The sequence below is a fragment of the Dethiothermospora halolimnae genome (assembly GCF_037577855.1).
Lineage (GTDB): Bacteria > Bacillota > Clostridia > Tissierellales > VENL01 > Dethiothermospora > Dethiothermospora halolimnae.
Genome location: NZ_JBAKFX010000038.1, coordinates 13,018 through 26,868, shown reverse-complemented (window position 1 = coordinate 26,868; position 13,851 = coordinate 13,018). Strand labels below are relative to the sequence as shown.

Below are 13,851 nucleotides of genomic sequence, written 5' to 3'. Positions count from 1 at the left end.
GTGGAGATAGATTATGAAGTCACACTGATAAAGGGTTTACATTAATAGAGGTTATTTTAGTAATTAGTATATTATCAATACTGGCATCCATATCATATCCTAGATTTAATAATATAATAAATGAAATAGAGATGAAAAATGAAATCAAGAAAATGAAAAATGATATTCTTAAAGCAAGAAACTCGGCTATTATAGAAGGAATAAGTTACAGGGTAGTATTTAAAACTAAAGGGAGTACTTATAAGATATATATGGTAGATGAAAAAATTAAATGTATTAAAAATGTGAAAATGAAGCATATAAGAATAGATGGAACTAATTTTTTAAAAGACGAATTTTACTATAGGGCCTCTGGAGCTCCAAGTAAAGGAGGAAGAATTAAATTAGTAAGTCAAAATGATACATATGATATGACTATACAGGTTGCTACAGGTAGAGTAATGTTAACCAAGGTAACAGGAAAAAAAGGTGATGTATATGAATAAAACATATTTAAAGGATACTAATGGATTTACATTGGTGGAGATGGTAGTTAGTTTCTGTATAATTTCTATAATTATAGTTAGTTTTACATTACTTATAGGTACAGCATATAAAATTATAAATAGCTCTAAAGATTCCATAGATATAAATAATAGAGCAGAGAGTATAATGGAAAATATTAAGTCTGGTAACATCTATAATGGGTTTAAAGAGGAAGAAAAAATAGAACTGAAAACTAGGCTAGAAACTAGCTTTGAAATTAAGAACTATACTGGAAGTATAAAAATTACAAAGAAAAATGAAGAATTATTTTTAGTAACCTTAAAAATAAAAGATTCTAAAAGGGCAAAAGAAATAAACCTACAAACCTATATAACAAAGGATATTGTAAATAAACTATTAATATAAAAAATCAGATTATAAATAAAATGTAGGGGATAGTAATTATGAATAATTATGGATTTACTTTTATTGAGTTGATAATTTCTATTGCTATATTGTCAATAATATTTGTTTTAATAGGTACAGTATTAGATTTAGGTTTTGAGGCTACGGAAAATGGTGAACAAACACTAAATACCCTTCAAAGGGGACAATATTTAATAAATAAGATTACTTCAGAGGTAAGGGAAGGAAGTGGCATATTAGATATTAATAAAATTAAAGATATAAATAAAAGTAAATATAGGGACAATTTTGGATTTGTTATACTAAATCAAGAAAAAGAAAAATTTATATTATATTATAGAGAGAATAGGTACAATAGAATAAAAAGAGCTACAGCAGAAAATATAAAAGGAAAGTCTATAAAAGCTTCTAATTTTTTAGGACATAATATAATTGGAAACTATGTGAAAAAAATAAACAACAATGGACTTAATAAAGAAAATAAAATAATCAATTTAAGGATTTCCATAAAGAATAAAAGAAGTATAATTAACTTTAATAAGGATATAAGTGTACAGTGTTCCATCAAATAATGGAGGTATTATGAATAAAAAATATTTAAATAATAAAGGATATATGTTAATATTTACATTATTGATTATGTTTATATTTTCTATAATAGGTATTTTTATATTATCAATGGCTTTTGAAAACCTAATAATAAGTGATAATAACATGAAAAGCACAGAATCATATTATATGGCAGAATCAAAAATAAAGTTGGCATTATATGATAATGAATATTATAATATTATCAAAGAAAAGATTAAGGAACATATAGATAACGGAGTTCTTTTAAATGATAAAATTAGGATTGAAGATTTCTTTGTTAAGATAAACTTTAATAAAATAGATGAGGGACTGGTATCTATCAAAGTTACCAATACATATAAAAATTGTAGAAGAATAGTTAAAGCTATTTTTAACCCCTTTAATATTGCGAGTGATTCCATTAAGACTAAAGATTTAGAAACTTTAAGTCTCGCCGAGAGGCCAATAGTAATTACTATACAACAAGAACTTCAGTCTGTATAGATTAGTGAACATAAGATTAATAGACAATATAAAAACGATGGTGGTGTTTTAATGAGAAAAAATATAGTCTTAACTGGATTTATGGCATCGGGGAAAAGTACTGTTGCAAAGGTGTTATCAAAAAAGCTTAAGATTAGATACATTGATATAGATAGATATATAGAAAGAAAGGAAAATATGTCTATAAAGACTATTTTTAATAAATTTGGAGAGAAGCATTTTAGAGAATTGGAATCAAAGGCAGTAAATAAAATATCAAAGCAAAGAAATGTTATAATATCCACAGGAGGCGGAGTTATTTTAAATAATAAAAATATTAAATCATTAAAGAAAAGGGGAAAAATATTTTTATTAGATGCTTCTCCGAAAACCGTTATTAAAAACCTTAAAAATTCCCGAAGAAAGAGACCATTACTATCTACACGGAACTGGGAAGGTAGGGTTTATGACTTAATGAATAATAGAAAAAATCTCTATAAGAAAAGTTGTGACTATGTTATTTCAGTAGATGGTAAGTCAATAAATGAAATATGCAATGAAATTTTAGAAATAAATAATATTAGTTTGTAAAATAATATATAAAACAGTTAATTGTGCTATTCAAAGGTTAAAAAATATGTTATTATATTATAGAATACATATAGAGGAAGGGTTTAGTACCGATGCCAAAAATTTTAGTCATACATGGACCTAATTTAAATATGCTTGGTATAAGGGATAAATCTAAATATGGATCTAAAAATTATAACCAAGTTAACGATTTAATTATGAAAAAGTCAAAGGAAATCGGCTTAGAGACTGAGATATTTCAGTCAAATACTGAAGGAGACATAGTTACAAAGATACAACAATCAATTGGTAACTATCATGGACTAGTAATAAATGCCGGTGGATATACCCATTATAGTGTTGCCATAAGGGATGCCATAGAGTTAATAGATGTACCAGTAATAGAGGTTCATATGTCTAATATATATAATAGAGAAGAATTTAGGAAAAATTCTATGTTATCTCAAGTATGTACTGGACAAATTACTGGATTTGGATATTTAAGCTATTTATTAGCATTAGAGGCTTTAAAGCATAACTTGATTTATTAATGGGGAAACTGATATTTTAAACTTATAAAATTTATTCTCTTTTTATAATTAATAAGAGAAATAATAATATTAGGAGGTTAAGATTATGATTACAGCAGGAGATTTTAGAAAAGGACTAACTTTTGAAATGGATGGAGAACTTTACCAAGTACTTGATTTTCAACATGTTAAACCGGGAAAAGGGGCAGCCTTTGTTAGAACTAAGGTAAAAAATGTTATGACAGGAGCTATTAAGGAGTCAGCTTTTAATCCTAATGATAAATTCCCTAAGGCTTTTATAGAAACTAAGGAAATGCAATATTTATATAATGATGGTCAGTTATACTACTTCATGGATAATGAGACATTTGAACAACTACCTCTTAACTATGAGCAAGTGGAAGAAGCTATTAAGTATATAAAGGAAAATGAAACTGCTACTATAAGATTTTATAAAGGAAAGCCCTTTGAGGTTCAGGCACCTAACTTTGTAGAACTAGTAGTTACTCAAACAGAACCAGGGGTTAAAGGAGATACTGCAACTGGAGCTACAAAACCAGCTACAGTTGAAACAGGAGCCACAGTTCAAGTACCGTTGTTTGTAAATATAGATGATAAAATTAAAATAGATACTAGAACTGGTGAGTATTTATCAAGAGTTTAGTCAATAATATAAAAGAGTTTCAAATTAAAAAAATGGAGGGATAATATGGAACATTTATATGAAAAAATATCATATTTAACGGGGCTAGCTGAAGGGTTAGGTATTGATAATAAAAGTAAGGAAGGAAAGCTATTACTACATATCATTGATACCCTTGAAGATTTTGCTGATACAATCTCTGAACTTTCAGGAGAGCAAGAGGAGCTAAGTGACTATATAGATTATATAGATGAAGACTTAGCAGATGTTGAAGATGAAGTTTATGAAAATCTTGATTATGAATATGAAGATGATATTGATTATATCGAAATGGAGTGTCCACATTGTAAGGAAACTGTTTATCTTGATAAAAACTTACTTGATGAGGATGCTGTTTGTCCCAACTGTTTAGAAACTATAGTATGTGACTGTGTAGAGGAATAAAAAAACCGATGTCTTAGACATCGGTTTTTTTATGTATATATATTTGTTAAATATATTTAGTTCAGTTAAGTTATTATAGAATTGATAATATCTTAACTGATTAGTTATTAGAGTATTAATAATATCTTAACTCATTAGTTGTTGGGGGATTCGTAATCCCCCAACTAATTTTATATATATAAGAATATTTTTGTATATTCTTTAATAGTATATATAAAGAGGAGGGACAAGTTATGGATGTACAAAAGAATATAAACTTTAAAAAAAAGAATTCTAAAAATGAATCATTAACATTTGATTATATAATAAGATATCTTGAGCCTAGTATTACAGAGAAGTTATACAATATACCCACTGAAATAAAAAAGAAAATTGAAGAAATAAGACTTAGAAATAATATGCCTCTAATGATATCCATAGCAGGTAAAGATTATATATTAAGTACCAATGGTGATATCACACATAATATAGATGAAGGTTATATAGTAACCAAGGGCGACATAGATAAATCTTTTCAGATTTTAAGTAATTATTCAGTATATGCACTGGAAGATGAGATAAGAAATGGTTTTATAACTATAAAAGGGGGACACAGGATAGGTATCACTGGGAAAGTAAACTATATAAATAATAGAATAGAAACTATAAAAAATATATCATCATTAAATATTAGGATAGCTAAAGAAGTTAAGGGAGTCTCTGATGAAATTTTTAAATATTTAATAAAAAAACCAAACTCAATATATCATACATTAATTGTATCTCCTCCCCAATGTGGTAAAACTACGTTGTTAAGGGATTTAGTAAGAAATATAAGTAATGGATTAACAGTATATGATTTTAAAGGATTAAAGGTGGGATTAGTAGATGAGAGATCGGAAATAGCATCGGTATATGGAGGAGAAACCCAAAATGATGTGGGGATTAGAACCGATGTATTAGATGGATGTAAGAAATATGATGGCATAATTATGTTAATAAGGGCCATGTCACCTAATGTAATAGCCACAGATGAATTAGGTGATAAAAAGGATATAGATGCTATACATGAAGCCTTAAAGGCAGGTGTAAAAATAATATCAACGGTGCATGGAAAAAACATAGATGATATTAGAACTAAGCCTAATTTGAGAAAAATAATTTCTGAGAAAATTTTTGAGAGAATTATAATTATGGACAATTCTAATGGTGTTGGAACTATTAGAGATATAGTGGAAGGACACAACTTTAAGTCAATATTAAAAGAAGAGAGGAAAAATTATGTTTCTATTAAAAATAATAGGAAGTATAATAATAATAATTTCATCTAGCCTAATAGGTTTTTTATATGGCAACAGGTATTCAACTAGGGTTAAAAATTTAAATCATATACAAAATTGTCTACAGCTTGTGGAAACAGAAATTATATATAGGGCTACTCCCTTACCCGATGCTTTGGGACAAGTTTATGAAAAGGGAAATAAAAATGTATCATTTATATTTAAAGATATAAGGGAGACCTTACTTAAAAACAAAAATATGGATATATCAAGTAGTTTTAATCATGTATTAGAAAGTTCTAAAGATAGATTAAAATTTCAAGAGGATGATATAGAGATATTAAGGTATTTGGGGAGAGTTATAGGAACCTCTGACAGGTTAGATCAGCAAAAACATTTAAAGGTTATAATGGAACAGATTATTATTCAGCAAAGGGAAGCACAAGAAAATAGAAAAAAAAATGAAAAGATGTATAAAAGTTTAGGCATATTATCGGGACTAGCTATCATAATTATATTACTATAAAGAAAAATGAAAGGATTGATAATATGAATATAAGTCTGATATTAAAAATATCAGGTATAGGGATACTATTGGGGATATTACATACAATCTTATCCAAGCAAGGAAAGGAAGAATATGCTCATATAGCTACCATAGCTGGTGTCATAATTGCTTTTACGATGATAATGGGAATAATAGGAGATCTCTTTGATAGTGTTAAAACTATATTTAAATTATATTAGATAGGGTGATAGATATGGAAGTACTGCAAATAGTAGGGGTAGGAATAATAGCAACGATTTTGGCTGTTGTAGTAAGGCAACAGAAACCAGAGATAGCTCTACAAATTAGTATAGTAGCTGGGCTTATTATTTTTTTATTTGTAGTAACCAAATTATCCTATGTTATAGATTTATTAACAAACCTAGCGGGAAAAGTGGACATGGAGTTTATTTACTTTTCAACAATATTAAAAGTAATAGGTATAGCCTATATAGCAGAATTTGGTGCCCAAATATCCAGAGATGCTGGAGAGGAGGCAATAGCTTCCAAGATAGAGTTGGGTGGAAAGGTTTTAATAATGGTGGTTTCTATTCCAATAGTAACTGCATTATTAGACCTAATAATGAAAATAATGCCTTAAGGTGTGACAAACTATGAATAAAAGAACAGTTATTATTTTTATATTAATATTTATACTGGTTCCCAGTATAGGATATTGTGATGATGAAGTGATTGATAAAGACAAGATAGTTGAAGAACAATTAAAAAATTTAAAACTAGAAGAGTTAAGTGACATTATCAAAGACATAAATAAATCATCGGATGAATATTTTCCGGAGGTGAATTTTAAAGGTTTATTAATATCTTTAGTTAAGGGTGAACAGATAGTAAATAGTCAAGAGGTATTAAAAGGAATTTTAAATATAGTATTTAAGGAGGTAATAGTTAACTTTAAATTACTATTGAAATTACTTGTACTAGCTATAATATGTGCCATATTAGTAAACTTACAAAGTGCCTTTGAAAGTGATACGATAGGGAATTTGGCTTTTTATGTATGTTATATAATACTTATCTCCCTATGTATAAAGGGCTTTAGTATTGGTATAGGAATAGCAAGGGATGCCATAGATGACATGGTGGTATTTATACAAGCTTTACTTCCCACCCTTATAACCCTTTTATTAGCAATGGGAGGACTTACGTCATCGGCATTATTCCAACCCCTTTTATTAGGTGCTATAACAATAACCAGTACTATAATGAAGGATGTATTGTTACCAATTGTATTTTTCTCAGCCATTATAGGAATTGTAAGTAATATTTCTGATAGGATACAATTTTCAAAGCTGTCGGGATTGTTAAGGCAGATATCAGTTGCTATCATAGGCATAACCCTTACAGTTTTTATAGGTGTAATCTCTATACAGGGTATAACTTCAGCTCAAGTGGATGGAATAACAATTAAAACTGCTAAATTTGCAGTTGATAAGTTTATACCAATTGTTGGTAAGTTTTTATCCGATGCAATGGACACGGTTATAGGATGTTCCATGCTTTTAAAGAACGCAATAGGGGTTATAGGATTAATTGTTTTATTTATAATATGTATAATGCCAATTATAAAAATTATTGCTCTGGTATTTACTTATAAAGTAGTTACAGTTGTTATAGAACCTATATCGGACTTTAGAATAATTAATTGCTTAAACGAAATTATTAAGTCCCTTATAGTTATATTAGGTATAGTAATTTCCGTCGGTATGATGTTTTTTATAACGATTACTATTATTGTTGGAGCCGGAAATATAACTATGATGCTTAGGTAGGTGATAAAATGATAGACTTTTTAAGGGCTTGGGTAAGTGACATAGTCGTTGTGGTTATTCTTATTTCATTTTTAGAGATAATATTACCTAAGGGAAACATGAAGCGATATATAAATATGGTAATAGGGTTATTAATAATAATTGTTTTAATAAATCCATTCATAAATTTGTTATCTAAAGATATAGATATAGAAGGGGAGGTTTTTAAAAATATAGTTGATGGACAAAATATTGAGTATTCAAATGATGAAGAACTAAAGGAAATAAGACAAAAACAGGTGATAGACATATATAAATTATCTTTAAAAAAAGAAATACTTAGTTTAATTAAAAGTAAAACAGAACATAGTGTTAAAGCTATATCGGTGAAAATAAATGAGGATCAAGGAAGTGAAGAGTTTGGAAATCTACAAGGAGTGGAGCTTTTAATAGATAAAGGGGATAAAAAAGAAAAGGGTAAAGAGAAAGGAGTAAATATTAAAGAAATAAAGAGGGTGTCTGTTACTTTAGATACAAATGTAAAAGAGAATAAAGAGACTAATTTAAAACAATATGATAATGTAAGGAAAATTTTATCTGAAGCCTATAGGATACCTAAGGAAAATATAAATGTCTCTATAAACAAAGAAGGGTGATAGTGGAGGGGATAAAATGAACTTAGAAGAAATAAGAAAATTTTTTCAAAAAAATAACTCAAAAAAGCTTTTAACTAATTTAACTGTATTATTAATTATAGGCATAATATTATTACTTATGGCTAGTATTTTAGGTAATAAGGATAATAAGTCTAAAGATAATACTATTAAAACTAACAATAAAAAAGTAAAAAGTGAGTTATTAATAGATGACTATGCAAGTAATATAGAGAAAAAACTTCAGAATATAGTAAGTAAAATACAAGGAGTTGGAGAAATCAGTGTTATGGTAACATTAGAAGATACAGCTGAAAGAATACCTGCAGTTGATGTTACAGAATCAAATGAAAAAACAAATGAAAAGGATTCCCAGGGAGGAACAAGGGAGATGATAAGAAATGATAGAACAAAAAATGTAGTAACCACAAATTCCAGTAATGGAGAAGGACTAATAGTTATAAAGGAAGTTAAACCACAGGTGAAGGGGGTAATAGTTGTAGCTGAAGGAGCAGAGGATATAAAAATAAAAGAAAAAATATATAGGGCAGTAAAAACTGTTCTTAGTATTTCTGGGAACAGGGTAGAAGTATTTTCTAGTAATTAAAAATAAGGGGGATTTATATATGATTATAAAGAAAAAAGCTTTACTTATAACTTCATTGGTATTGGTGTTGGTTATGGTTGGATATATACATCATCAATTAACTAAACAATCTTTACTAGATACATCTAATGATTATGAAAAACATGAAGAGGGTTTACTGGCTGAGATGAATGATGGGGAAAATGATATAAATTCAGAAACTACATTAAAGGAGCTAGAAGAGGGAGAAGAGTTAAATATAGATGTTAATATTGAGAAGGATAAAGATATAGATGATCTTTCAACTAAGGTAAACGATAGTATTGAAACAAGTATAACTAAACAAGAAAATATTGAAAAGAATAATTATTTTATAGAATATAGATTATCAAGGGATAAATTAAGGGCAGAATTATCTGAAAAATTAACCAGTATCATAGAAAATGATAAAACCAGTAAAGAAATTAGAACCAAAGCCCAAGAGGAAATAATCCGAATAGGGAATGTTTCAGAAACAGAACTTTATATAGAGGGACTGATAAAAGCTAAAGGTTTTGAAGATGCACTGGTATTTTTAAAAGAGAATAGTGGAAAGGTAATAGTATCGGTAGATGAATTAACAGAACAAGATGTAATGAAAATATTAGAAATAGTAAAAGGTGAAACATCAATTGAAGCATCAAATATAACAATAATGAAAAAGCTATAGTAATGTTTGTAAAAAAAAAATCTATCTGATATAATACTCATGTAAACTATAGAAAAGCAGGGGGTGCAACATATGGAAAATGATATAAACAGAGATGAAATGATAGAACATGGACAAATTAAAATTGCAGATGAAGTTGTAGGTATTATAGCAGGTCTAGCGGCAACAGATGTAAAGGGTGTTGCTGGAATGAGTGGTGGTATAGCCGGCGGTATAGCCGAGATGCTAGGTAAGAAGAATTTATCTAAGGGTGTAAAGGTTGAAGTAGGTGAAACAGAATCAGCAATAGATTTGTACATAGTAGTAGAGTATGGAGCGAAAATTCCAGAGGTAGCCTGGGAAGTTCAAGAGAGTGTTAAAAATGCTGTTGAAACTATGACAGGTTTAAACGTTGTGGAAGTAAATATAAATATTCAAGGTGTTAATATTGAGAAAGAACCTAAGGAACCTAAGGAAGAACAGTCTCAAAGAGTTAAATAATAACCCTCTGATTTTTCAGAGGGTTAAATTTAGTATAATAAAGGAAGGTGTTTAGATGAAATTATTTGACAGGATAATATTATCACTGTATACATTTTGTCTTGCATTGGTATCTATCTTAATTATGATTTTTCCCTTTAAACTCAATTTAAGCATATCGTCTATTGACAACGTAACAAAGTTTTTAGAAAATATCAAGGGAAATTATTGGTATACTTTAGTGGGACTAGCCTTTTTTCTTGTTAGTATAAAATTTTTAATATCTGGAGCTAAAAAGAAGCCACAAATGGGATATATAGTTAAACATACTAAGCATGGAGATTTGAAAATATCTACAGAGACTATTAAGGGCTTAGTTAATTCAGTTGCCGACAAATCAAATGGAATAAGTAATATAAAAACTATGATAGATCTGATGGATGATGGGGTTTCCATAAAAATAAAAGGAGCGGTTACTCCAGATGTTAACATTCCAGAAATAACAGAAGGATTACAAGGGGAAATAAAAGGATATATAGAAGAATCCACTGGGATAAATGTGACCGATGTTATGATAAATATAGATAATATTACAACACCAATGAGAGTTATGAAATAATATTTAAGAGGTGTTAACTATGTTTAGAGAAAAAATTATGGAGATATTTGGTAATAATTATGGGAAATTTATAGGAGGATTAGTTGGATTTATCATTGGAATATCAGTCCTTATAATAGGCTTTTTTAAGGTTTTGTTTATCTGTATCTGTATAATCCTAGGTGGCTATTTTGGTAGTAAGATTGATAGTAGGGAAAGCCTAGTGGAATTATTAGACAAAATACTTCCTCCTAGCAAATTTAAATAATACATATAATAATACAAAATAGATAAAAATAAGTACATGAAATACAAGGAGGATAAATATGGGAAGAAGACATGCAAGGGAATCTACAATGAAATTATTATTTCAGATGGGAGTTAACGAGAACTATTCTGAAGAAGAAATTGAAACTTTTATAAAGAATAATAATTTTAGAGATGAAGAATTGGGATATATAAGGAGTACAGCAAGGGCTATTATAGAAAATTTAGCCAATATAGACGAGAAAATTCAAAAACATTCTAAAAAATGGAAAATTAATAGAATAGCTAAAGTAGATTTGGCAATAATTAGAATAGCAGTTTATGAAATCCTATATAAGGACGATATACCTTTTAAAGTTTCAATTAATGAAGCCTTAGAAATTGGGAAAAAATATAGTACCGATGAAGCTGGCAAATTTATTAATGGGATTTTAGGAAGTTTAGTCAGAACTATTGATTCAAATGAGTAAATACTTTCTAGGCATTGATACAAGTGCATACACAACTTCAATGGCTGTAGTTGATGATAATGGAAGTATATTGTCTGATATAAGAAAAGTTTTAGAAGTAAAAAAAGGAAAAAGGGGCTTAAGGCAACAGGAAGCTATTTTTCAGCATATAAATAATATGCCAAGTATGATAGATCAACTGACAAAGGAAATTGATCTATCTAAGATAGTAACTGTTTCTGCCAGTATAAAACCTAGAAATATTAAAGATTCATATATGCCTGTTTTTAATGTATCAAAGGGACAGGCATATATTCTTGCAAAAACACTTGGGGTTGAATATAAAGAATTTACCCATCAAGATGGACATATAGGTGCGGCTTTTAATAAAGTTAAAACTCCAAAAGAGTTTCTGGCTTTACATATCTCAGGGGGAACAACGGAATTACTATATGTAAAAGATAATAAAAGAAATTATGAAATAGATATAGTAGGGGGAAGTAAAGATATTAGTGCGGGGCAATTAATTGACCGAATTGGTGTAAAATTAGGGATGGCTTTCCCCTGTGGTAAAGAAATGGAAACATATTTAGAAAATGGAGAAATTTTAAAAATGAAAAAGCCTATTAGCACCAGTGGTATGGAAATTAACTTTTCAGGAATAGAGACTTTTCTTTATAGATCAATGGATGGTGAAAATAAAGAAGATATTATTAAAACTACATTTTATTGTGTAGGGTATTCATTGGTTAGTATATTAGAAAATGCTATTAAAAGATTTAATGTAAAAGATGTTGTGATTATAGGAGGAGTTGCATCGAACAAATATATAAGAAATATAATTCACTACAATATAGGAAAAGATAAAGCAGTTAATGTAATATACCCAAATATAAAGTATTGTACCGATAATGCTGTAGGTATAGCATACTTAGGAAGTGTAAAAAGAGGAATTTAAGTGGAGGAGTTTTATGGAATTAAAGCCACTAAAGGTTAAAGAAGTTAATAATTATATAAAAAGAATAATAGATGGAGATCCCATATTACATAATATTAGTGTTGAAGGGGAGATATCTAACTTTAAACATCATTATACTGGACATATGTACTTTACCCTTAAAGATAGTAGCAGTAGAATTAGATGTGTTATGTTTAAAAGTCATGCAGGACAAATCCAGTTTGACCCTAAAGACGGAGTAAATGTTGTAGCTAAGGGATATATATCGGTATATGATAAGGATGGCAGTTATCAACTATATGTAAATAGCATGAAGCCTAAAGGCATAGGGGATTTATTTATTGCATTTGAACAATTGAAAAACAAACTAGAAAAACAGGGGCTGTTTAATAAGATTCATAAAAAGGAATTACCCTTTTTACCTAAGAAGGTAGGGGTTGTTACTTCATCTACTGGAGCAGCAGTTAGGGATATTATAACGGTAATAAAGAGACGGTTACCCAGTGCTAATATATTAATTTATCCTGTTTTAGTACAAGGTCAAAGGGCCCATCAAGAAGTATGCAAAGGATTAAAATATTTTGATACGAGGGATGACATTGATTTAATCATTACTGGAAGAGGGGGCGGTTCAATAGAGGAATTATGGTGTTTTAATGAAGAAGATGTTGCTAAAACTATATATGAATTATCCACCCCTATTATTTCGGCTGTTGGCCATGAGACAGACTTTACCATTGCCGACTTTGTAGCTGACTTAAGGGCTCCTACCCCATCGTCAGCTGGAGAGTTGGCTGTTCCTAGAAGAGAAGATTTAATGGATAAATTAAATCAGATATTCTCAAGATTAGTTTATAATTATAATATGGATTTAAATAATAAAAGGGATAAACTTGAATATATGAAAAAAAGCTTAATCAATAGGTCTCCTGAAAATGAACTTAAGAACAATAGGGAACAGTTAAGAAGGTTATATAAAGATCTAAGTAGAAATATTATACATAGAAAAAATATACTTAATAAAGATTTAATGAATTTAGGAGCTAAACTTGATTCTTTAAGTCCCCTATCGGTTCTTAATAGGGGCTACTCTTTATTAATTAACGATGAGGGACATGTGATCAATTCTATAAAAGAAGTTGATATAGATGAAAAGTTAGATGTACTTTTACATGATGGTGATGTAAAAGTAAAAGTTTTAGATAAAAAGGAAGGAAGAAGGGATAACTATGACAAAGAATAAAAACTTGTCCTTTGAAGAAGCTTTTGATAATTTGGAAATCATAGTTAAAGAACTGGAAGAAGGGAATTTAGATATTGATTCATCCTTGTCTAAATTTAAAGAAGGAATTGATTTGTATAGACATTGTAATAAAATACTTAATGATATGGATGGGGAGATAAAAACTATACTAGAAAAAGAAGATGGTACATTAGAGGAACAGGATTTTAATGATTTTTAGGAG

General features: G+C 28.8%; 23 protein-coding genes and 1 pseudogene. All 24 read left to right on the top strand.

Translation table 11 applies throughout. From position 1 onward, the window contains the following. Window positions 1-32 precede the first annotated feature (32 nt). Window positions 33-89: pseudogene (locus V6137_RS14205) on the top strand (type II secretion system protein); the annotation flags it as partial. Between the two features lie 63 nt (window positions 90-152). After that, complete coding sequence (locus V6137_RS14200) at window positions 153-485, top strand: hypothetical protein (protein WP_425448614.1); 333 nt, start codon at window positions 153-155, stop codon at window positions 483-485. Next, window positions 478-891 (top strand): type IV pilus modification PilV family protein, encoded by a 414-nt coding sequence (locus tag V6137_RS14195; protein ID WP_425448613.1) that lies wholly within the window; start codon window positions 478-480, stop codon window positions 889-891. The genes V6137_RS14200 and V6137_RS14195 overlap by 8 nt, the downstream gene beginning before the upstream one ends. A 38-nt stretch (window positions 892-929) precedes the next feature. Next, window positions 930-1,463: a prepilin-type N-terminal cleavage/methylation domain-containing protein gene (locus tag V6137_RS14190; protein ID WP_425448612.1), complete on the top strand. Its 534-nt coding sequence runs from the start codon at window positions 930-932 to the stop codon at window positions 1,461-1,463. Between the two features lie 10 nt (window positions 1,464-1,473). Further along, complete coding sequence (locus V6137_RS14185) at window positions 1,474-1,965, top strand: hypothetical protein (protein WP_425448611.1); 492 nt, start codon at window positions 1,474-1,476, stop codon at window positions 1,963-1,965. Window positions 1,966-2,016: 51 nt separating this feature from the next. After that, window positions 2,017-2,535, top strand: a complete 519-nt coding sequence (locus tag V6137_RS14180) for a shikimate kinase (RefSeq protein WP_425448610.1) — start codon at window positions 2,017-2,019, stop codon at window positions 2,533-2,535. A 92-nt stretch (window positions 2,536-2,627) separates the two neighbouring features. After that, a complete protein-coding gene (gene aroQ / locus V6137_RS14175; RefSeq protein WP_425448609.1) occupies window positions 2,628-3,065 on the top strand; it encodes a type II 3-dehydroquinate dehydratase in 438 nt (145 codons plus the stop codon). 85 nt (window positions 3,066-3,150) lie between these two features. Continuing rightward, the gene (efp, locus tag V6137_RS14170) at window positions 3,151-3,708 is read left to right on the top strand and encodes an elongation factor P (protein ID WP_425448608.1); all 558 of its coding nucleotides are present in this window, start codon (window positions 3,151-3,153) and stop codon (window positions 3,706-3,708) included. A 45-nt stretch (window positions 3,709-3,753) separates the two neighbouring features. Continuing rightward, complete coding sequence (locus V6137_RS14165) at window positions 3,754-4,131, top strand: CD1247 N-terminal domain-containing protein (RefSeq protein ID WP_425448607.1); 378 nt, start codon at window positions 3,754-3,756, stop codon at window positions 4,129-4,131. Between the two features lie 233 nt (window positions 4,132-4,364). Further along, window positions 4,365-5,441 carry a stage III sporulation protein AA gene (gene spoIIIAA, locus V6137_RS14160; protein WP_425448606.1) on the top strand — a complete coding sequence of 359 codons (1,077 nt, stop codon included), beginning with the start codon at window positions 4,365-4,367 and terminating at the stop codon, window positions 5,439-5,441. Next, window positions 5,392-5,916 carry a stage III sporulation protein SpoIIIAB gene (gene spoIIIAB, locus V6137_RS14155; RefSeq protein WP_425448605.1) on the top strand — a complete coding sequence of 175 codons (525 nt, stop codon included), beginning with the start codon at window positions 5,392-5,394 and terminating at the stop codon, window positions 5,914-5,916. Before spoIIIAA ends, spoIIIAB begins: the two co-directional genes overlap by 50 nt. Before the next feature lie 23 nt (window positions 5,917-5,939). Further along, window positions 5,940-6,137: a stage III sporulation protein AC gene (spoIIIAC, locus tag V6137_RS14150; protein WP_425448604.1), complete on the top strand. Its 198-nt coding sequence runs from the start codon at window positions 5,940-5,942 to the stop codon at window positions 6,135-6,137. A gap of 14 nt (window positions 6,138-6,151) precedes the next feature. Further along, window positions 6,152-6,538 carry a stage III sporulation protein AD gene (gene spoIIIAD / locus V6137_RS14145; protein WP_425448603.1) on the top strand — a complete coding sequence of 129 codons (387 nt, stop codon included), beginning with the start codon at window positions 6,152-6,154 and terminating at the stop codon, window positions 6,536-6,538. A gap of 13 nt (window positions 6,539-6,551) precedes the next feature. Beyond that, a complete protein-coding gene (spoIIIAE, locus tag V6137_RS14140) occupies window positions 6,552-7,727 on the top strand; it encodes a stage III sporulation protein AE (protein WP_425448602.1) in 1,176 nt (391 codons plus the stop codon). Window positions 7,728-7,735: 8 nt separating this feature from the next. After that, complete coding sequence (spoIIIAF, locus tag V6137_RS14135; RefSeq protein WP_425448601.1) at window positions 7,736-8,362, top strand: stage III sporulation protein AF; 627 nt, start codon at window positions 7,736-7,738, stop codon at window positions 8,360-8,362. Window positions 8,363-8,378: 16 nt separating this feature from the next. Next, a complete protein-coding gene (gene spoIIIAG / locus V6137_RS14130) occupies window positions 8,379-8,966 on the top strand; it encodes a stage III sporulation protein AG (protein WP_425448600.1) in 588 nt (195 codons plus the stop codon). A gap of 19 nt (window positions 8,967-8,985) precedes the next feature. After that, window positions 8,986-9,654 (top strand): SpoIIIAH-like family protein, encoded by a 669-nt coding sequence (locus tag V6137_RS14125; RefSeq protein ID WP_425448599.1) that lies wholly within the window; start codon window positions 8,986-8,988, stop codon window positions 9,652-9,654. Between the two features lie 72 nt (window positions 9,655-9,726). Beyond that, complete coding sequence (locus V6137_RS14120) at window positions 9,727-10,134, top strand: Asp23/Gls24 family envelope stress response protein (protein ID WP_425448598.1); 408 nt, start codon at window positions 9,727-9,729, stop codon at window positions 10,132-10,134. 55 nt (window positions 10,135-10,189) lie between these two features. Beyond that, a complete protein-coding gene (gene amaP, locus V6137_RS14115) occupies window positions 10,190-10,732 on the top strand; it encodes an alkaline shock response membrane anchor protein AmaP (RefSeq protein ID WP_425448597.1) in 543 nt (180 codons plus the stop codon). 19 nt (window positions 10,733-10,751) lie between these two features. After that, window positions 10,752-10,979, top strand: coding sequence for a DUF2273 domain-containing protein (locus V6137_RS14110; RefSeq protein WP_425448596.1), 228 nt, complete (start codon window positions 10,752-10,754; stop codon window positions 10,977-10,979). Between the two features lie 58 nt (window positions 10,980-11,037). After that, the gene (gene nusB / locus V6137_RS14105) at window positions 11,038-11,448 is read left to right on the top strand and encodes a transcription antitermination factor NusB (protein WP_425448595.1); all 411 of its coding nucleotides are present in this window, start codon (window positions 11,038-11,040) and stop codon (window positions 11,446-11,448) included. Further along, a complete protein-coding gene (locus V6137_RS14100) occupies window positions 11,441-12,385 on the top strand; it encodes a tRNA (adenosine(37)-N6)-threonylcarbamoyltransferase complex transferase subunit TsaD (RefSeq protein WP_425448594.1) in 945 nt (314 codons plus the stop codon). The genes nusB and V6137_RS14100 overlap by 8 nt, the downstream gene beginning before the upstream one ends. A 13-nt stretch (window positions 12,386-12,398) precedes the next feature. Further along, window positions 12,399-13,628 (top strand): exodeoxyribonuclease VII large subunit, encoded by a 1,230-nt coding sequence (gene xseA, locus V6137_RS14095; protein WP_425448593.1) that lies wholly within the window; start codon window positions 12,399-12,401, stop codon window positions 13,626-13,628. After that, window positions 13,615-13,848, top strand: coding sequence for an exodeoxyribonuclease VII small subunit (gene xseB, locus V6137_RS14090; protein ID WP_425448592.1), 234 nt, complete (start codon window positions 13,615-13,617; stop codon window positions 13,846-13,848). Before xseA ends, xseB begins: the two co-directional genes overlap by 14 nt. The last annotated feature ends 3 nt before the right edge of the window (window positions 13,849-13,851 follow it).